Raw genomic sequence first — 18,159 nt, forward strand, 5'->3', positions numbered from 1 at the left:
TATGGCCAGGGATTTTGTATTGGAAATTGGTGTGGAGGAACTGCCGGCCCGTTTTTTGGCTCCGGCGCTTGCCGAGCTGGAAAGGCTTGCCGGGCAAGCTTTACAGGACAATAGGCTGGCCTATCGGGAAATTATCACCTGCGGTACTCCCCGTCGGATTACAGTTTTTGTTCGAGATGTGTCGGAAAACCAGCAATCTCTGCTTCAGGAGGTTAAAGGCCCGGCAGTGAAGGTGGCTTTCAATGCCGAAGGTGAACCCACCCGGGCCGCTCTGGGCTTTGCTAAAAGTAACGGTGTGCAGGTAGAGGAACTGGTGCGTAAATCAGTGGGGCCGGTGGAATATGTTTTTGCCGTCAAGCAAGAGGCGGGCCGGTCCGCTGTTAACGTGCTGACGGAATTGGTTCCGACGCTCATTGGCGGTCTGCATTTCCCCAAACCTATGCGCTGGGGTGACCTGGATATGCGTTTTGCCCGTCCCATTCGCTGGCTGCTTTGCCTATTTGGCGGTGAGGTGCTGCCCTTTAGTTTGTCCGGTTTACAGTCCGACCGCTATACATACGGCCATAGATTTTTGAGCAGCGGTCGATTGGCTGTTGCCGAGGCCGGCGCTTACTTTGAGTTGATGCGCGGGACACACGTAATTGTAGATATAGACGAGCGCCGGGAACTTATCCGCCGGCAGGTAAACGAGGCCGCGGCCCGTGAGGGCGGGCAGGCGGAAATTGATGCCGACCTTTTGGATGAGGTTGCCAACATAGTAGAGTATCCCACTGCCCTATGCGGCAGTTTTGATGAAGATTATTTGCAGATGCCGGAGGAAGTATTAATTACCCCCATGCGGGAGCACCAGCGTTATTTCCCGGTACGGGGCGCGGACGGGAGTCTGCTGTCCCGGTTTGTTGCCGTGGGCAACAGCGGCAGCGATCAAGAAAGTATTGATATCATTCGGGCCGGTAATGAAAAGGTGCTGCGGGCCCGCCTTGCCGATGCCGTCTTTTTCTGGCACGAGGATCTCAAAACAAACCTGGCGGATCGGGTGGAAGGGCTGCAAAAAGTAGTGTTTCAGGAAAGCCTGGGCACAATATATGAAAAGGTGCAGCGGATTACCACTCTGGCTGATTTACTTGCCGTCCGGTTGGGCGCCGGCCTTCAGGAGCGGGGAGACACCACCCGGGCCGCTTATCTGGCCAAGGCGGATCTTTTAACCAACATGGTTTACGAATTTCCCGAACTGCAGGGGATTATGGGCCGGGAATACGCTTTGCGCCAGGATGAGCCGCATACCGTGGCCCGGGCGATATATGAACATTATCTGCCTCGTTTTGCGGGCGATGATCTGCCCGAAACGCTGCCGGGCCGGGCTTTAAGTATTGCTGATAAAGCCGATACTTTAGTGGGCTGCTTCGGTGTGGGCATTATGCCAACCGGGTCACAGGACCCTTATGCTTTGCGGCGCCAAGCCCTGGGGATTTGCCATATCATTTTGGACGGTGAGCTGGTGCTGTCATTGAAAGAGATTATAGAACAGGCTTACCGGGGCTACGCAGGACGGGTGCAGATGAAACTAACGCTGGAACAGGTCATCGCTGAACTGGAGGAATTCTTCCGGCAGCGTCTGCGCGGTTTGTTTATTGACCGGGGACTGCCTTACGACACCGTGGACGCAGTGCTGGCGGCCGGCATTAATGATCCGGCGGGGACCTGGCTGCGGGGGCGGGCTTTGGAAAAATTCCGCACCGACCCGGCCTTTGAAGCATTGCTTACCGCTTTTACCAGGGCACACAACCTGGCTAAAAAGGCGGCTCATGACCGGGTGGACCCGGCGTTGTTCGACTCGGCGGCTGAGCGGGAGCTATATCAGGCTTTTCAATCGGTATCCGCATCCGCCGGCGTCAAGATAAGGGAACGGGCTTATGGCGCGGCGCTGTCTATAATTGCGCAGCTGCAAAAGCCGGTAGACCGCTTTTTCAATGATGTAATGGTGATGGTAAATGATGAGCGGGTCAGGGACAATCGCCTGGCCCTTTTACAAAAAATTTCCGCCTTTATTGGCGGTATGGCAGACTTAAGTAAAATGGTAACATCAAATAAGTAATATGCTTATAATATGCTGTAAATTTAATTAAAAAAATTTTTTAAATAGTAAGAGGAAATTTAAACTGTGCATATAATATATATTATTTATAAGAGTAAAGGTTAATAGTATGGCATATTTGCTCTGCAAGGGGCGATGATATGGAACTTACCAAAAGGCAGGAAACTATCCTGGAAATTGTTAAAAGGGAAGGCCCCATTACCGGTGAACAAATCGCTGAACGGCTGAGTCTGACCAGGGCCACGTTGCGCCCGGATATGGCTATTTTAACTATGTCCGGTATGTTGGAGGCCCGTCCCCGGGTGGGTTATTTCTACAGTGGCAAGAAACCCGAGCGGGCGCTGGCTGAGAAACTGCATAAGATACCGATCAATGAAATTAAATCGGTGCCCGTGGTGGTTCCTGAACAGTGCACTGTATACGATGCCGTGGTTACCATGTTCATAGAAGATGTGGGCACAATGTTTGTTGTTCGGGAGGGAGGCTTGCTGGAAGGGGTGCTTTCCCGCAAGGATCTGCTAAAAACTACCCTGGGCGGGCAGGATATACACAAACTGCCCGTGGGTGTGATTATGACCAGAATGCCCAATGTTGTTTATGTGGAATCCGATGAATCAGTTTGGGAAGCTGCCCGCAGGTTGATTATGCATGAGGTGGATGCTCTGCCGGTGGTGCGCCGGGTTAAAAGAGATGACGGTCGAACGGATCTGGAAGTTGTCGGGCGGTTTAGCAAAACCAATATCACCAGGCTGTTTGTTGAATTGGGCGAAGGTGATTATTAAGGAGGCGGTATCCATATCCGCGATAAATAATAAATTAAGACCGGTTATCTATATTATTTCGGATTCCATTGGCGAGACAGCCGAGCTGGTGGCCAGGGCAGCAGCCAGTCAGTTTAACGGCGGCGAGATAGAGATCCGCCGGGTTCCCTATGTTAATGATCCGTCGGAAATCCCGGAAATTGTGGAAGAGGCCGGTCATTTTAATAGCTTGATTGCGTATACACTGGTGCTGCCCGAGCTTAGGGAGACTTTGATTGACGAGGCCAAAAAACACCGGATTTTAACGGTAGATATCATGAGTCCCATGCTGGATGCCTTAACCTGTCTGGAAGACTGCCAGCCCAAGCTTGAGCCGGGGCTGGTGCGCAAAATGGACCGGGAGTACTTTCGCAAGGTAGAGGCTATCGAGTTTGCCGTAAAATACGACGATGGCAAAGACCCCCGCGGTATTTTGCGGGCTGACCTGGTAGTTATCGGTGTGAGCCGCACTTCCAAGACACCTTTATGCATGTACCTGGCCCACAAGCGGATAAAGGCGGCCAATGTGCCGCTGGTGCCGGAAGTGGCTCCGCCCGAGGAGCTTTTCAATCTGGCCCAGCATAAGGTGGTCGGCCTCACTATTCGCCCCAGCCAGCTTAATGAAATCAGGCGGGAGCGTCTCAAAGCGCTGGGCCTTACTTCCAATGCCGATTATGCCAGTATGGAGCGCATTTTGAAAGAATTGGAATACTCGGAAAATACAATGAAAAAAGTTGGTTGCCCGATAATTGACGTAACCAATAAAGCCATTGAAGAAACCGCCAGTCGTGTGCTGGAAATATACTACAGGGGGGAAAGGCATGGCAAGTAGTAAATGGGTTTACTCTTTTGAAGAAGGTCGGGCGGATATGAAAAATTTGCTCGGTGGCAAGGGTGCCAATTTGGCAGAAATGACCAATATAGGATTACCGGTTCCTCCCGGTATTGTCATTACCACTGATGCCTGCAACCAATTTTACGTGGAAAACAGGCAGTTTCCACCCGGCATGGAAGATCAGGTGCGCGATAAAATTAAAACCCTGGAGGAAAAAATCGGCAAGCGTTTTGGCGATCCGGACAATCCTCTGCTGGTAAGTGTGCGTTCCGGGGCACCCATTTCCATGCCCGGTATGATGGATACTGTATTGAATCTGGGTTTAAACGATGAAACTGTCAAGGGACTGGCCCGGGCTGCCGGGGATGAACGGTTTGCCATGGACTGCTACCGTCGCTTTTTAAATATGTTTGGCGACGTGGTATTGGGTATTGAACATGTTAAATTCGAGCGCATCCTGGAAACCCAAAAGGACTTGGCTAATGTTCAATATGATAATCAATTGACTGCCGAACAATGGAAAGTCGTGGTTGAAGAATATAAAAAGCTTATTGAACGGGAAACCGGCAGCCCGTTTTCCCAGGAACCAATGGAGCAATTGTTTAAATCTATTTACGCCGTGTTTAACTCCTGGAATAATGACCGGGCCATTGTATACCGTAAAGTGAATAAAATACCGGATAGTCTGGGTACCGCCGTAAACGTGCAAGTTATGGTGTTTGGCAACCTGGGTGATGATTGCGGTACCGGTGTGGCCTTCACCCGTAACCCGTCGACCGGCGTTAACGAGCTGTACGGTGAATACCTGATTAATGCCCAGGGCGAGGATGTGGTGGCCGGTATCCGGACTCCGCAGCCCATTGCTACTTTAAAAGATGAAATGCCGGGTGTATACAAGCAATTTGCCGATACCTGTGTTCTGTTGGAAAAGCACTATCGCAACATGCAGGATATTGAGTTTACCATTGAACGGGGCAAATTGTGCATGCTGCAGACCCGTAACGGCAAGCGTACCGCTCAGGCCGCTATTAAAATAGCGGTCGATATGGTTAACGAAGGTCTGATTACCAAGGAAGAGGCTGTATTGAGGGTGGAGCCGGCCCATCTGGACCATCTGCTGCACCGTCGTATTGACCCCGATGCCAGGCTGGAAGTGATTGCCAGGGGGTTGCCTGCATCGCCCGGGGCCGCCAGTGGCCAGGTGGTGTTTGACGCCGACGAAGCCGAAAAAATGGGGCAGGACGGACAAAAGGTAATTTTAGTGCGCACGGAAACTACACCGGATGATATCCACGGTATTGTACAGGCCCAAGGTATCCTTACTTCCCGGGGCGGCATGACCAGCCACGCCGCGGTGGTGGCCCGGGGTATGGGCAAGCCCTGTGTGTGCGGCTGTGAAGCTATTCGTATCGACTATATTAATCAAGAGTTTTTCGTTAACGGAATGACCGTTAAAAAAGGCGATATTGTCTCTATAGACGGGGCTACCGGCCAGGTTATGCTGGGTGAGGTGCCCATGATTGATCCCGAGCTCAGCGGCGAATTCCAGCAGCTGCTCGCTTGGGCCGATGAAATTCGCACTTTGGGTGTGCGCGCTAATGCCGACACGCCGCATGATGCCGCCAAAGCCAGAGAATTTGGTGCCGAGGGTATCGGACTTACCCGCACCGAGCATATGTTTATGGCCCAGGACCGCTTGCCGATAGTACAGCAAATGATCCTGGCTGATACTGACGAGGAAAGGGATAAAGCTCTGGCCAAGCTGCTGCCCATGCAGGAAGAAGACTTTTACGGTATTTTGAAGGCCATGGAAAGTCTGCCGGTGACTATCAGGCTGCTGGACCCGCCTTTGCATGAGTTCCTGCCCAACGCCGAGGAGTTGATGGTGGAAATCACCACTTTGCGGCTGACCGGTGGGGATGTTGGAGAAATCAAGCAAAGGGAGGAACTGCTTAAAAAAGTGCGGGCGCTGGCCGAACTCAACCCCATGCTGGGACACAGGGGCTGCCGCTTGGGTATCACTTTCCCGGCTGTTTACGCCATGCAGGCCCGGGCCGTCTTTCAGGCCGTGGCGCGGCTGGTGCGGGAAGGCTGCCGGGTAATCCCCGAAGTGGAGATACCGCTGATTATTGATATCAACGAGCTGTCCTTCCTGCGTACAATAGTGGAGCAAATGGCTGCCGATGTAATGAAGGAAACGGGTGTGCAGTTTGAATACACCGTGGGCACCATGATTGAAGTGCCCCGGGCCGCGCTGTTGGCCGATGAAGTAGCCGGGGCGGCTGATTTCTTCTCCTTTGGCACCAACGACTTGACCCAGACTACTTTGGGCTTCTCCCGGGATGATGCCGAGGGTAAGTTCCTGCAGGACTATGTGTCTAAAAAAATATTGAAGGAAAATCCCTTTGTAGTGCTGGACCGCAACGGCGTGGGTAAATTAATGCAGACCGCGGTGCAGTTGGGTCGCAGTGTAAAACCTGATTTGTTGATAGGTATCTGCGGGGAGCATGGCGGAGAACCTTCATCCGTTGAGTTCTGTCACCTGATCGGTTTGGATTACGTGAGCTGTTCGCCGTTCAGGGTGCCTATCGCCCGTCTGGCGGCGGCGCAGGCGGCTGTTAAGGCGAAATAAGCATTGAGACGAGTGCAGGATGCATGGCGCGTAAGACTTGCGACGTAATTGATTGAGAGAATTTTAATATCACATAAACAGGGTGCTGGCAACTCGGATTTTGGGTGTCAGCACCTTGCTTTTATATGAAGAACGTCTGTTTTCGGTGGCCAGAATATAAAAAAACATGCATTATGGCACACTTTTTGATGCGGAGAAGTGAGAATTGGCTTATATTCTAGTGCTTTCAGAGTTTAAGTTTTAAAGCCGAAAATGAGATTGCTCTGCTTGCAGCCATTATACTGTAATTTATTTGATTCTATATTGTTAATGGATAATGTAAATGCATTGAATATGTATATAAAACGTGATACAATGCATATGATAATTGAGGAGGTGAGTATTGTGGCTAAATCAGAAACATTGCATATTCGAGTTGAATCTGCCGTTAAGGCTGGTGTTGAGGCTACGCTTAAAACATTAGGCCTTTCAACTACCGAAGCTATAAATATATTTCTTCATCAGGTTATTCTCGCCGGAGGGTTGCCCTTTGAGGTCAAAAACCCTCAGTACAACGCCGAAACGCTTGCGGCTATTCAGGAAGCCCGTGATATCATAGCTGGAAAAGTACCTGCAAAAAGCTATAATAGTGTAGCAGAGCTGATGGAGGACTTGAACAGCGATGATGAAGATTAACAGAACCTCTCGTTTCAAAAAGGAATATCGGCAAATGCTGAAGAGAGGCTGCGATTCCAAACTGTTTGAGTATGTAGTCGGCGAAATAGCAAATGGTCGTCCATTGGCAGAAAAATATAGTGACCACGCTTTGAAAGGCAGCTTTGAAGGGTTTCGAGAGTGCCATATACAACCGGACTGGTTGCTGATTTATATTGCCGAAAATGACGTTTTGACTCTGACTCTTACGCGGACAGGCACTCATGCGGATTTGTTTAAGAAATAAGATTAAATCTGCATGAGTGTTCTATGAATTGTAATTGTCGGCCAAGGAGGCTTGTATTTTGTGAGGTGTCATTATGAGAATAAGACAAATAAATGAAAAGGATTTATGTGGTCTGCTGGAATTGTATACTCGGTTGCATAATAATTCTTTGCCAGAAATGGGTAAAGATTTACAAGAACTTTGGTCTGAGATTGTACATGACAAAAACCATCACATTATTGTTGCTGTGGATGATAGTAAAATAGTTTCGTCCTGTGTACTTATCATTGTACCGAATCTTACTCACGGTCAAAAACCATACGCTCTTATAGAAAATGTTATTACAAATGAGCTTCATAGAGGCCAAGGGTTAGCCTCAGATTGTCTTGAGTATGCGGGACAAATTGCAAAACAACATGGTTGTTACAAAATTATGTTAATGACCGGGAGCAAAAAGGAAAGTACCTTGAACTTCTATAGAAGAGCAGGATATAATTCAGAGGATAAAACTGCATTTGTTCAGTGGCTGTAATTCCGCAAAATGTGTAAAATCCTGCTTGTTAAAAGCCAATTTGATAAAGTGTTCTGTAATGTGAAAAAATGAGATTGTTGGTATTTGATAGCGGGGGCCCAGGCGGCGATCAAAGGCTAAAATATAAGCCGTTGTAAATCATCAAGCGGGCATGCAGCCTAAGAATAACTGCATGCCCGCTATATTTTTATACGTGGGAGGGAGCGTATATTGTGAGCAGCGAGATTATTAATCAATGGAACAACGCCGCACAACTATATTTTTCTTCACAGGAAGATTCTGAGTTTGCCCAAGTAAATAAAAATGTGGTACGTCGTCGTTTTAGTAAACTTAAAAATGAAAAAGTATTAGATCTTGGATGCGGATATGGATATTATACTGACTATTTTAGAGTGATTGGAGGTCGTGTTGTTGGCTGTGATGGTTCAGAGAAGATGTTATCAACTCAATGGCTCTATGTTACGGATTAGGTGGCTCTATTTCAGAAGATTTGGTGGCTCCGCCACCACGTAATATTCAAGTGTTCCATAATATGAAAAAATGAGATTGGTCTTTTTTGATAGCTGCCACACAGGCGGCTGTTAATGCAAAGTGAGCAATCAAACAAGCTAGACAAGCTAAAAAAAGAAATAGAAAAGGAGAAACGGAAAAATAATTGACAGAATATATAATATCAAATATGATATTATATGTAAAGGCAGAGGAGATATTTCATGCAGATTGAATATAGTAAACAGCCGAAAAAGTATCTTAAAAAGGCTGATGCAAACACAAGAGCGAAACTGGAAAAAGCAATTGAAGGGCTTAAAGAGTTGGAAGGGAATATTCAAAAAATCAAAGGCACTGATTTATACAGGCTTAAAATTGAGCATTACCGCATAGGATTTTCAGTTGATATTAATAATAATATCATACTTGTTGAAGCCATACATCCACGTGGAGAGTTTTACAAGCATATATAAGTAAGGAGGTCGTGAGTATGACAAGGAATGAATTTGAAAAAAAATTGAAAGCCATTCCCGAAGTCGAACCGGACGCCGAAGATTTAGAGCTTTTAAGGATAGCGGGACGGACGGAATACAATGGAAAAATATCTCTTCGTCTTCCGAAATCCCTTCATAAAGAACTTGTTGAGGATGCGAAAAAAGAGGGTATTTCTCTGAATCAGTTTATACTTTACAAGCTGGCAAAGTAAAAGTGTTCCATAATATGAAAAAACGCGATGGTCTATTTTGATAGCCGCAGCCCAGGCGGCTGTTAACAATAAGGACCGATCGAAGTAAGTATTATGCCCGAGGCTCCAAGGTCCTTATATACCAAGGATTTGAGAGATTTAGCATAAAATAAAGTAAGGGTATTGTCTTTTAGAAATTTTAAGAGACAATACCCTTTTTGCTTGCTGCAATTGTTCCCTCCACGTAAAACTGTGCAGCAATTAAACTAATAGGAGACAATTTAAGAATAATTTTGTCTTGACTTAACCTGTCACCTGTAATATATATATTACAGGTGACAGGTATCAATATTTAATACCTGTCTGGCAGGTCTAATGCTTTATGAGTGCTGGGTTACTAAAATCCCGAAGAAGCATGCGATGCCGAAGTTTAAAGGAGGGATAGGAAATAAATGATAACAATAATTTAAAACCAGCGTCACCTTCAGGTGACGATTTAATCAAAATATTGGAGGCACTGGCAAATCCCCACAGAATACAAATCATTGCTTTATTGAAAGGCAGGCGTATCCATGTCAGTCAGCTTGCCCGTGAGGCCAAGATTAGCAGACCGCTGTTATACATGCATCTAAAACGATTAGAGACCGCTGGATTAGTAACTAGTAAATTGGAATTGGCAAATGACGGAAAAGCTATGAATTATTATGAAGTGACACCTTTTGCATTCCACTTAAATCCAGAGAGCATAGCGGAAGCCGTAAAAACGCTCACTATTAAAAGAACTGGTAGCACCACCCCAGACGATGCTATCAACGAAAAGGGGGATAATTAATGAACGAAGAAGTTATTTCACAAATTGGCGGAATGGTCTTTGTGCTTGTACTGCTTGTACCACTGGCTGTGGTATTAGTATGGCAGGGTTTCAGAACTTGGCAAAAGAGGATATCGAGTAAGGCAGAAATCGCAAGGGATGAGGCCTATCGCAAGCTTGCAGAAGAAGCTATCTTGGTACAAACGAAAATATCGGAAGAGCTATCCGATTTACGCGTTCGCGTAGCTTCTATAGAAAAAATGCTTAGGGAGGTTGACTGAAGCTATAACCGCAGAAAAATCGTTAATAATCTAGCGTTAATAGATAGTCCGGCTCAAAAATTATAAAGGTGAAGGGGGAACAAAATGGATCTCTTTATTGGAGGATTAACTATATTCGCTGTTCTTTTAGTGATAACCGGTGTTACACTGCTTATCGGTAAATTTAGAAAAGATAAATTAAAAATAAGGCAAAAGAATTGGTGGCTCATTACTCATATGACTTTTGTCATTATTTATTTAAGCGGTATTTGGGGAATGCTTTTACTTGCCGTTTTGACAGAATTTACGACCGACAATAATCTGATATATGCTTCACATGTATTCATAAAACGTTTTGATCATTTCTTAGTCATTCCTGGTGCTTTCGGTTCGCTCATTACCGGAATTTGGCTTGCTATCAGGACGCATTGGGGAGGGCTAACGAAGTATTATTGGGTTTTAGCAAAATGGATCGGTAATATAGTGGCGATTATTTTCGGCGCGACCTATGTGCGGATTTGGATAGACGATTCACTCTCTACTAGTATGATTACCAGTGGTATGTATCCTTTACAAAATCCGGCTTATTTTCAAAATCGTCAGTTGCTATTCGTTGGCATTGCAATATGTATTGCTTTACTACTCTTCTTAGTAGTGATTTCTTATCTTAGACCATGGGGGAAAAGAAAAAAAGAAGCAATAGAATGAAAAAAAGAAGAGTTATTATATGTATCATATTAATTGTTTGGTTGCATTCTTTATCGCTTATTTTTCTTTAGCAATGGCAATAAATTACCTATTTTTGCAATCCCAATAACAACGTATGAAGATGGTGGTTCAGCAGAATATTATGGCTTGCGTTATAGGGTCATAAAAAATGTCAATTTAACTGTCGAAAGGGGTCCCGAGATAGTAAAAATTGATTTTGGAACATGGTTTCTGAGATTCTCATATACACAATAGTAGCCAATGGGGTCAGGCCTGATCCCATCATAGGAGGGCAAAATGAGAATAATGAAAAAATCCGTAATGGTTGTGTTATTATTCGTTATGCTTTTATCATCTGTTTCTTGTACAAAAAGCCCGAGCACTTTAGAATCAAAAGAATCAAAGGGTTCTACATCTGAAACAATTGTAAATAATGGGTCAAATCCAGGCACTCAAGCCCCTAATAACCTTATGAGTACCACTGCCGACAAATTAGGAATTACTCATCAAAACTACCCGAGAATTGATGGCTCCACATCAACACTTGCAATTATAAAAGCAATCAATAATACTATGTACCAAAGTGATGAGAATGACAATTTCCCTAAGACAGCATCAAAAACAGTACCGTCATATAAATTGCTGATAAACGGTGAAGTGGATATGATAGTTGTACCTTACGCTTCTTCCGATGTTCTGGCCCTTGCAGAGGATAAAGGTATAAAACTTGAATTTTACCCGGTAGCCGCGGAGGCACTAGTATTTATTACACCTAAAGAAAACAAGGCCGAAAATATAACTATGGAGCAGGTGCGTGAAATATATTTAAATTACGGAATTACGAATTGGTCTACACTGGGCGGCCCTGACCTTAAGCTTGTTCCAATTTGCCGGAATTCGGATAGTGGCAGCCAGTCACAGATGGATAACCTTATTCTAAACGGTAAAAACATGCATTCTTCCATTCAGAAAAACCATGTGGAGCTAACCATGGAGGGTATGTTAGAACAAGTAGCTTTTTTTCATAACGGGGGATTGGCGGGCAAACCAACAAAAAGTTATGCTCTGGGCTATACCTTATACACCTACCTAAAAGGCATGGGGGAAATCACCGGGATAGATGAGCGGTTAAAGTTGCTTGCCTTTGAAGGTGTTGTTCCCTCTGAAGAAAGCATAGCTGAGGGGACCTATTCTCTTAGTGATGCTTATTATGTAGTGATACGAAGCGATTTACCTAAAGAACATAGTGCCAGAAGGATCATTAATTGGCTGAAGTCCGATGATGGTAAGGCTATTATAAAGGGACTGAAGCTTATTCCTAAGCAATAGAGATAATACAAAAATTTTATTTGTAGCTGTTTCTTACATTGCTTAAACTAGCTAGTCCAAGGGCTATTAAGGGAGTGATTATATATGATGTATCCATATATAACTTTTGCTGATGAAACAGAGATAGTGCATTCCCATATCAGTGAAGATAATGGAGTCCAATGTGTGGAGGTTCATTTTGAGCGCCCTACCGAAGAAGGTTTTGATATGGCGGCATGAATTCCGGCTAGAAAAGAGCTATATACCTATTAAGTTTACCAAACGCAATCAAATGAATTGTTGAATGCTTTAGTCATATTATGATATGCTATGACTATAAAAGGTATAAGAAAGAAGGTGTATATATGGAATCTGATATCAGACCATCTTCTGATTTAAGAAATCATTATAGCGAAATTTCAAAGCAATGCAGGGAGACACAGAGACCAATTATTATTACTGTAAATGGACGTGGAGATACAGTGGTATTGGGATTGCAGAAATATTATCAGATGGAATCTGAACTTGAGCTGTTACGCACACTGGCAGAAGCTGAAGATGATTTGAAAAATGGAAGAGTTGCACCTATGCGGAATACGTTTGACGACATTCGGAAATCTTTAATGGACAGGAAGAATGGATGAAATACAAAATCACGAGGACGGATAAAGCAGAGGAGCAACTTGGTGAAATCATCTTTTATATTGCTGATGATTCGGGAAGTGTAGATATGGCGATAAATTATCTGGATATGATAGAAACCGCAATAAATAGATTAAAGGATTTCCCGAGGTCGGGAAATCCACCAAGGTATTCAATTTTAAGAAAACAGGGATATCTAATACTCATTATGGAAAAACATCTTGTCTTTTATAAAACAGATGATGGAAAAAAGACTGTAACGATTCACGCTGTGGTAGATGGGAGACGGGAATACAGAAACTTAATTTAGAGGAAAATGATACCTAAAAGAGCTAAGGATCAATTAATCAAGGAAATATTAAAAATCATTAACGTTGTGCAGGCGGACAAACCCTATGAAATATAATCTTTTTTACCCTTGCCAATTGCTTTTTTGATTATTACAATGAAGGATATCCTCAAATATTATGATTGATAAATTAAGGGAGGTTTGGCAATGGGACTGGAAGGATACAAATTAATTGTTACCATTGTAAATAAAGGCAAAGGGGAAAAGGTGGCAAACATCACCCATCACGCCGGTGCCGAAGGCGGGACCATTCTTTTCGGACGAGGAACCGCTGTTCGGTTATTGTTGGGGATTAGTATCGAGCCGGAAAAAGACATCGTTCTAACTTTAATTGAGAAAGATAAAGCTCGAACGGTGCTGGATGCCATTGTAGAAAAAATGGATCTGAATGAACCCAATAGGGGAATTGCCTTTATACTTCCCCTTGATCAAGTTGTGGGCATTAACAAAAGCTACTAAAGATATCGAGTAGGTAGCTGGGAATATGTAGCATGTGAAGAAAATGCCGGGAGAGTTGGCTTCTAAAGACTGAGATCTACGAAATACTAATCAGGGGATTTTCTTTTGATTTTTGCCCAATTGTATTCTATATATCAGCGGCTTCAATTATAAGAAGTTCAATAAGGGGGAATTTCAGGAAAAAGTAAAACATGAAGGAGGACACGACTATTGATACATTTAACACAGAACTTAGCCGGTTGGCAAACTATAGTAGCAGTAGTGATTTTTCTTACAAGTTATGCCCTGATCATTTCTGAAAAAATTAATCGTTCTATTATTGCCATGTGTGGCGCGCTCCTAATGATCATATTGGGTATTGTAGACCTGCATGAAGCTTACACTGAGTATATCCACTGGGCAACCATTTTCTTGCTCCTTGGCATGATGATTTTGGTTGGAATTACAAATAAGAGCGGAATTTTTCAATATATTGCGGTAAAGACAGCGCAAAGCGCGAATGGGGACCCGGTGAAAATATTGGTACGGCTTGCCTTGCTGACAGCTGTTGTCTCGGCTTTTGTCGATATTGTAACTACGGTTTTGCTGATTACTCCCTTTACGATTGCCATTACCCGGGCTTTGCATATTCGCCCCTTCCCTTTCCTCGTCACGGAGATATTTGCCTGCAATATTGGCGGCGCCGCTACTTTAGTGGGGGATCCGCCAAATATCATGATTGGTGTGGCAGCAGATATCTCCTTTAATGATTTTCTCGTTCATATTACACCAATCATCATCGTTATTTTGCTCATCACGATCGCTTATCTAAAATTCTTCTTTGGCAAACAGCTTCAGGTACAGGAAAAATACAGGCAACAGCTGATGGATATTGATGCAAAAGATTACATCCGAAATTCGGCTCTGGCTAAAAAATCTATTTTTGTTTTTGCCCTTACCTTATTGGGCTTTGTCTTGCACCAGTTTCTGCATCTGGAACCGGCGGTAGTTGCTTTATCGGGTGCTACTCTGTTGATGCTCATCGGAGTCAAAGAAAGCGATTTGGATGAGGTCTTTCACTCGGTGGAATGGATAACCATATTTTTCTTTGCCGGCTTGTTTATCCTGGTGGGAGGGCTGGTTGAGGTAGGTCTTATTAGCAAGGCCGCGTCCTGGATGATAGAAGTTACCGGCGGCAATATGGCCCTTACTTCCCTGGTCATCATGTGGGGAGCCGGTCTGGCTTCCGCTTTTGTTGACAACATCCCCTTGGTGGTTACTCTGATTCCTATGATTCAAGATATGATTATACAATTAACGCTACCTCAGGTACAAGCCTCCACACTCTGGTGGTCTCTGGCCCTGGGAGCTTGCCTGGGCGGCAACGGTACTTTGATTGCCTCATCCGCGAATCTAATTGTCGCTTCGATCGCGGCCCGGGAAGAAGAATCTATTTCATTTATAAATTTCCTCAAAGCAAGCATCCCGGTGACCCTGCTTTCCTTGATATTGGCAACCGTATATGTGTACATTGTGTTTATTAAAATAGGCTTTGCTTAAAACTAGACGCCGGATATCTCCCCTATATCTGAAAAATACCCTCATATCGGTCGTGACTGCGATATGTTTGTCATGGCACCCTCAAGCTTGATAGTCGGAATTGACTTGCTCGCCGGGTATATTATTACCAAAGCCGAAGACCCTCAAACGTCGAAGAAACAGTGGAAAATATGTTAAGATGTAGCGATTCGAGAATACGATTTTGCAAGATACACTACTTTTTTAGTCACCCGTAGATCGATTTCGTTCTTGGGCCGGATATTTACAATATTAAATATTTGTTAACTAAAAGGAAATCGGGAAAAAATATAGAAGTACAATTAATCCCAGATGAAAAGAAAAATGTTATCTGTTTATTCTATTACGGTCTTGCTGTGACCGTATTTTAACAATTGTAAAGGCGCTTGGATAGAATACAACTGCGGTGGTATTGGACAGGCAGGTGATGCGGGTGCTGCAGTCACGTCTTTTTTGGGCTGTCAATTTACCAGTGGATGTCAAAAGAAAGCTAGTTAATTTACAATCATATTTACGAACCGCACAGGCAAATGTTAAATGGGTTGAACAGCATAACTTACACTTAACTGTGAAATTTTTAGGTGATGTTGCTGATAGTCGGATCAGTGAAATTGTCCGCAATGTAAATGAAGCCGCTGCCGGAACAGGTGTTTTTACGCTTACCTTGAGCGGGCTTGGCTTTTTTCCCGGGTCGCGGCGTCCTCGGATTATCTGGGTGGGAGTGCAAGACGAGTTGCACAAATTTCGCTTGTTGCACAAGCGAGTGGAAGAATGTATGGCTGTTTTAGGTTGGGCTTCGGACAGTCAAAGCTTTGCGCCGCACTTAACTTTGGGACGGCTGCGTACACCCCGGGACGGGCAAGTCCTGGTGAGCAAAGCAGATAAGCTGTGCGGCGATTTGGGAATCATCGGCGACATAACGGTGTCCGGTATTGATTTAATGAAAAGCGAGCTTACCCGCAAAGGACCGGTATATCAAGTGTTGGCTTCGGTGCAATTAAACACTTAAACAAGCTGGCTATCTTACCACAATAGCATAATTAATAACAGTGATATAACTGTTTTTAGTGACTATCTTGCAGTGGTAGTCATTTAGGGCATAAATCTTAGCTATTTGCATAAGTTTTATAAATTTATAGAAGCATCTCCTTTTAAGTATAGCATAGCAGATGGAATTCAAATAAAAATAAGTTGCTTTGATTGGTACATCTTATGGAAAGAAGGGATTCTATGCTTATTATAGCGATAAACGGCAGTCCCAACTCTGAGGGCAATACATCTTTGATGCTTCGGACCGCACTGGAAGAAATAACGGCTATGGGCGGTGAAGGACATTTTATGCAAGCCTCCGACTTGCTGGCGAAAGCTAAAGTGCCCTATTGTCTGGCTTGTTCCAATCCATGTGAAGGCATATGTTTTCGCGGTACAGCGCTGGAAGCTGCTTATGAAATGTTACGCCGTTGCGACGGCATTATTATGGGCAGTCCGGTGTATTTCTGCACTGTATCGGCACAGCTTAAAGCTTTTTGGGATAAAACCCGTAATTTGCGCAAGGATAAGGCATTGCTTAACGTGGTGGGTGGTGCATTGGCGGTGGGCGCGGGCCGTTTTGGCGGCCAGGAAACCGCCTTACGGGCTATGCAGGATATGATGTTATGTCAGGGTATGACCGTAGTGGGGGATGGGTTTATTGATGATGATTCCGGGCACTTGGGTGCTTGCACCCAGCGTCTGGCCAAGGATGACCAGGATGGGTTGAAGCGCACCCGGATTTTGGCGCGGCGGGTGTTGGAAGTTGCGCGGGCTACTGTCGGTCTACGCGCCCACCGGACCCAGGGGAAATAAAGTATTTCGGTCTACCCCCGCTGGTCGTTCGACAGGCTGTCGGGGGTATATTATTTATTTTATTAAGCTGGGGCGGATGGCCAATTGATTGGTGCGTTATGCAGTTATCCGGGTAAAATAAATTGTTCAAGGGGTGGTAAACGGTGGATATTCGCCAGCACACCGAGGCAATGGAAGAGAATTATTTATCTGAGTTTGCTGCGCGCAGTAATCGTTCGGTTGGCCGCAGGCGTCCCGAAGAACCGTGCCGGGTCAGAACGGCATTCCAGCGCGATCGCGATAGAATTATCCATTCCAAAGCCTTTCGCCGCTTAAAGCACAAAACCCAGGTTTTTATCATCCCCGAAGGTGACCACTATCGCACCAGGCTTACCCATACCCTGGAGGTGGCCCAGATAGCTCGTACGGTAGCCAGGGCACTGTGCCTGAATGAAGACTTGACTGAAGCTATAGCATTGGGGCATGATCTGGGACATACTCCATTCGGTCATGCCGGAGAAAGCGCCCTTAATGACATTATGCCGGGTGGATTTAAACATAACCGGCAGAGTCTGCGGGTGGTGGAAGAACTGGAGGGAGGCACGGGGCTAAACCTGACCTGGGAAGTATGTGACGGTATTTTAAACCACACCGGGCTGGTACGCCCGTCAACTTTGGAGGGCCAGGTGGTTAAAATAGCTGACCGGGTGGCTTATATAAACCACGATATTGATGACGCCATTCGGGGAGGAGTTTTGCAAGTACAGGATCTGCCGGCTTTTTGCCTGGATATACTTGGTTGGAAGCACCGCACTCGTATTAACACAATGGTGACGGATTTAATTATCACCAGCCGGGATAAGCCGCTGATTGGTATGAGCAGTGAAGTGTGGCAGGCTACAGACGAGTTGAGACAATTTCTTTTTGATCATGTTTACATTGATTCCGAGGCCAAAGGGGAAGAGGGTAAGGCCCGGCATGTGTTGCAATATCTTTTTGCCCACTGGGTTAAGCATCCGCGGGATCTGCCTGAGGAACACCGCGCCAGATCCCGGACCGTGGGTGTGGAGCGGGCCGTATGCGATTACATCGCGGGTATGACCGACCGCTATGCTATCGCCCAGTTTAAACATTTGTTTATACCCCGGTCTTTTGCTATTTCCGAAAATAGCTTTACCGCTTCCGGGGCTGTCGTGAACAAAAAAATGTCGAACCCGGAAGGATAATTTATAGTGACAGCGAATAAATGTTAAA

The 18,159-nt window shown here is 45.1% G+C and carries 22 protein-coding genes; all 22 read left to right on the plus strand.

Annotated features, from left to right (window positions below; genetic code table 11):
* Position 1 precedes the first annotated feature (1 nt).
* The 22 genes from glyS (at position 2) to ABDB91_RS05585 (ending at position 18,131) form a co-directional block, all read left to right on the plus strand.
* Positions 2 to 2,095 (plus strand): glycine--tRNA ligase subunit beta, encoded by a 2,094-nt coding sequence (glyS, locus tag ABDB91_RS05480; protein WP_347490609.1) that lies wholly within the window; start codon positions 2 to 4, stop codon positions 2,093 to 2,095.
* 140 nt (positions 2,096 to 2,235) lie between these two features.
* Positions 2,236 to 2,877: a helix-turn-helix transcriptional regulator gene (locus ABDB91_RS05485; RefSeq protein ID WP_347490610.1), complete on the plus strand. Its 642-nt coding sequence runs from the start codon at positions 2,236 to 2,238 to the stop codon at positions 2,875 to 2,877.
* A complete protein-coding gene (locus ABDB91_RS05490) occupies positions 2,849 to 3,727 on the plus strand; it encodes a pyruvate, water dikinase regulatory protein (protein ID WP_347490611.1) in 879 nt (292 codons plus the stop codon). Before ABDB91_RS05485 ends, ABDB91_RS05490 begins: the two co-directional genes overlap by 29 nt.
* Positions 3,717 to 6,362, plus strand: coding sequence for a pyruvate, phosphate dikinase (gene ppdK, locus ABDB91_RS05495; RefSeq protein WP_347490612.1), 2,646 nt, complete (start codon positions 3,717 to 3,719; stop codon positions 6,360 to 6,362). The genes ABDB91_RS05490 and ppdK overlap by 11 nt, the downstream gene beginning before the upstream one ends.
* 384 nt (positions 6,363 to 6,746) lie before the next feature.
* Complete coding sequence (locus ABDB91_RS05500; protein ID WP_347490613.1) at positions 6,747 to 7,037, plus strand: type II toxin-antitoxin system RelB/DinJ family antitoxin; 291 nt, start codon at positions 6,747 to 6,749, stop codon at positions 7,035 to 7,037.
* Complete coding sequence (locus ABDB91_RS05505; RefSeq protein WP_347490614.1) at positions 7,024 to 7,302, plus strand: type II toxin-antitoxin system YafQ family toxin; 279 nt, start codon at positions 7,024 to 7,026, stop codon at positions 7,300 to 7,302. Before ABDB91_RS05500 ends, ABDB91_RS05505 begins: the two co-directional genes overlap by 14 nt.
* Positions 7,303 to 7,375: 73 nt before the next feature.
* Positions 7,376 to 7,813: a GNAT family N-acetyltransferase gene (locus ABDB91_RS05510; RefSeq protein ID WP_347490615.1), complete on the plus strand. Its 438-nt coding sequence runs from the start codon at positions 7,376 to 7,378 to the stop codon at positions 7,811 to 7,813.
* 212 nt (positions 7,814 to 8,025) lie between these two features.
* A complete protein-coding gene (locus ABDB91_RS05515) occupies positions 8,026 to 8,283 on the plus strand; it encodes a class I SAM-dependent methyltransferase (protein ID WP_347490616.1) in 258 nt (85 codons plus the stop codon).
* A 243-nt stretch (positions 8,284 to 8,526) separates the two neighbouring features.
* Positions 8,527 to 8,775 carry a type II toxin-antitoxin system RelE/ParE family toxin gene (locus ABDB91_RS05520; RefSeq protein WP_347490617.1) on the plus strand — a complete coding sequence of 83 codons (249 nt, stop codon included), beginning with the start codon at positions 8,527 to 8,529 and terminating at the stop codon, positions 8,773 to 8,775.
* A gap of 17 nt (positions 8,776 to 8,792) precedes the next feature.
* On the plus strand, positions 8,793 to 9,008 hold the full coding sequence (locus ABDB91_RS05525; protein WP_347490618.1) for a toxin-antitoxin system HicB family antitoxin: 216 nt from the start codon (positions 8,793 to 8,795) through the stop codon (positions 9,006 to 9,008).
* A gap of 487 nt (positions 9,009 to 9,495) precedes the next feature.
* A complete protein-coding gene (locus ABDB91_RS05530) occupies positions 9,496 to 9,819 on the plus strand; it encodes a winged helix-turn-helix domain-containing protein (protein WP_347490619.1) in 324 nt (107 codons plus the stop codon).
* Entirely contained in the window at positions 9,819 to 10,079 is a 261-nt protein-coding gene (locus ABDB91_RS05535) for a hypothetical protein (RefSeq protein ID WP_347490620.1), read from the plus strand. Before ABDB91_RS05530 ends, ABDB91_RS05535 begins: the two co-directional genes overlap by 1 nt.
* 84 nt (positions 10,080 to 10,163) lie before the next feature.
* Positions 10,164 to 10,766, plus strand: coding sequence for a DUF2269 domain-containing protein (locus ABDB91_RS05540; RefSeq protein ID WP_347490621.1), 603 nt, complete (start codon positions 10,164 to 10,166; stop codon positions 10,764 to 10,766).
* A 297-nt stretch (positions 10,767 to 11,063) separates the two neighbouring features.
* On the plus strand, positions 11,064 to 12,095 hold the full coding sequence (locus ABDB91_RS05545) for a substrate-binding domain-containing protein (protein WP_347490622.1): 1,032 nt from the start codon (positions 11,064 to 11,066) through the stop codon (positions 12,093 to 12,095).
* A gap of 84 nt (positions 12,096 to 12,179) precedes the next feature.
* Positions 12,180 to 12,314 (plus strand): hypothetical protein, encoded by a 135-nt coding sequence (locus tag ABDB91_RS05550; RefSeq protein ID WP_347490623.1) that lies wholly within the window; start codon positions 12,180 to 12,182, stop codon positions 12,312 to 12,314.
* A gap of 125 nt (positions 12,315 to 12,439) precedes the next feature.
* The gene (locus ABDB91_RS05555; protein WP_347490624.1) at positions 12,440 to 12,718 is read left to right on the plus strand and encodes a type II toxin-antitoxin system Phd/YefM family antitoxin; all 279 of its coding nucleotides are present in this window, start codon (positions 12,440 to 12,442) and stop codon (positions 12,716 to 12,718) included.
* The gene (locus tag ABDB91_RS05560) at positions 12,715 to 13,026 is read left to right on the plus strand and encodes a type II toxin-antitoxin system RelE/ParE family toxin (protein WP_347490625.1); all 312 of its coding nucleotides are present in this window, start codon (positions 12,715 to 12,717) and stop codon (positions 13,024 to 13,026) included. The genes ABDB91_RS05555 and ABDB91_RS05560 overlap by 4 nt, the downstream gene beginning before the upstream one ends.
* A 186-nt stretch (positions 13,027 to 13,212) precedes the next feature.
* Positions 13,213 to 13,524 (plus strand): P-II family nitrogen regulator, encoded by a 312-nt coding sequence (locus ABDB91_RS05565; RefSeq protein ID WP_347490626.1) that lies wholly within the window; start codon positions 13,213 to 13,215, stop codon positions 13,522 to 13,524.
* Positions 13,525 to 13,734: 210 nt separating this feature from the next.
* The gene (locus ABDB91_RS05570) at positions 13,735 to 15,063 is read left to right on the plus strand and encodes an ArsB/NhaD family transporter (RefSeq protein ID WP_347490627.1); all 1,329 of its coding nucleotides are present in this window, start codon (positions 13,735 to 13,737) and stop codon (positions 15,061 to 15,063) included.
* A 430-nt stretch (positions 15,064 to 15,493) separates the two neighbouring features.
* Positions 15,494 to 16,090: an RNA 2',3'-cyclic phosphodiesterase gene (gene thpR, locus ABDB91_RS05575; RefSeq protein ID WP_347490628.1), complete on the plus strand. Its 597-nt coding sequence runs from the start codon at positions 15,494 to 15,496 to the stop codon at positions 16,088 to 16,090.
* Between the two features lie 221 nt (positions 16,091 to 16,311).
* Complete coding sequence (locus tag ABDB91_RS05580) at positions 16,312 to 16,926, plus strand: NAD(P)H-dependent oxidoreductase (RefSeq protein WP_347490629.1); 615 nt, start codon at positions 16,312 to 16,314, stop codon at positions 16,924 to 16,926.
* Positions 16,927 to 17,069: 143 nt separating this feature from the next.
* Positions 17,070 to 18,131 (plus strand): deoxyguanosinetriphosphate triphosphohydrolase, encoded by a 1,062-nt coding sequence (locus tag ABDB91_RS05585; RefSeq protein ID WP_347490630.1) that lies wholly within the window; start codon positions 17,070 to 17,072, stop codon positions 18,129 to 18,131.
* Positions 18,132 to 18,159 lie beyond the last annotated feature (28 nt).

Source organism: Desulfoscipio sp. XC116 (genome assembly GCF_039851975.1).
Taxonomy (GTDB): Bacteria; Bacillota; Desulfotomaculia; order Desulfotomaculales; family Desulfallaceae; genus Sporotomaculum.

Bases quoted from the DNA above. Each gene is read 5' to 3' on its own strand.
- glyS (WP_347490609.1), top strand. From the start codon at position 2: ATGGCCAGGGATTTTGTATTGGAAATTGGTGTGGAGGAACTGCCGGCC.
- ABDB91_RS05485 (WP_347490610.1), top strand. From the start codon at position 2,236: ATGGAACTTACCAAAAGGCAGGAAACTATCCTGGAAATTGTTAAAAGG.
- ppdK (WP_347490612.1), top strand. From the start codon at position 3,717: ATGGCAAGTAGTAAATGGGTTTACTCTTTTGAAGAAGGTCGGGCGGAT.
- ABDB91_RS05505 (WP_347490614.1), top strand. From the start codon at position 7,024: ATGATGAAGATTAACAGAACCTCTCGTTTCAAAAAGGAATATCGGCAA.
- ABDB91_RS05510 (WP_347490615.1), top strand. From the start codon at position 7,376: ATGAGAATAAGACAAATAAATGAAAAGGATTTATGTGGTCTGCTGGAA.
- ABDB91_RS05520 (WP_347490617.1), top strand. From the start codon at position 8,527: ATGCAGATTGAATATAGTAAACAGCCGAAAAAGTATCTTAAAAAGGCT.
- ABDB91_RS05525 (WP_347490618.1), top strand. From the start codon at position 8,793: ATGACAAGGAATGAATTTGAAAAAAAATTGAAAGCCATTCCCGAAGTC.
- ABDB91_RS05535 (WP_347490620.1), top strand. From the start codon at position 9,819: ATGAACGAAGAAGTTATTTCACAAATTGGCGGAATGGTCTTTGTGCTT.
- ABDB91_RS05540 (WP_347490621.1), top strand. From the start codon at position 10,164: ATGGATCTCTTTATTGGAGGATTAACTATATTCGCTGTTCTTTTAGTG.
- ABDB91_RS05545 (WP_347490622.1), top strand. From the start codon at position 11,064: ATGAGAATAATGAAAAAATCCGTAATGGTTGTGTTATTATTCGTTATG.
- ABDB91_RS05550 (WP_347490623.1), top strand. From the start codon at position 12,180: ATGATGTATCCATATATAACTTTTGCTGATGAAACAGAGATAGTGCAT.
- ABDB91_RS05555 (WP_347490624.1), top strand. From the start codon at position 12,440: ATGGAATCTGATATCAGACCATCTTCTGATTTAAGAAATCATTATAGC.
- ABDB91_RS05560 (WP_347490625.1), top strand. From the start codon at position 12,715: ATGAAATACAAAATCACGAGGACGGATAAAGCAGAGGAGCAACTTGGT.
- ABDB91_RS05565 (WP_347490626.1), top strand. From the start codon at position 13,213: ATGGGACTGGAAGGATACAAATTAATTGTTACCATTGTAAATAAAGGC.
- ABDB91_RS05580 (WP_347490629.1), top strand. From the start codon at position 16,312: ATGCTTATTATAGCGATAAACGGCAGTCCCAACTCTGAGGGCAATACA.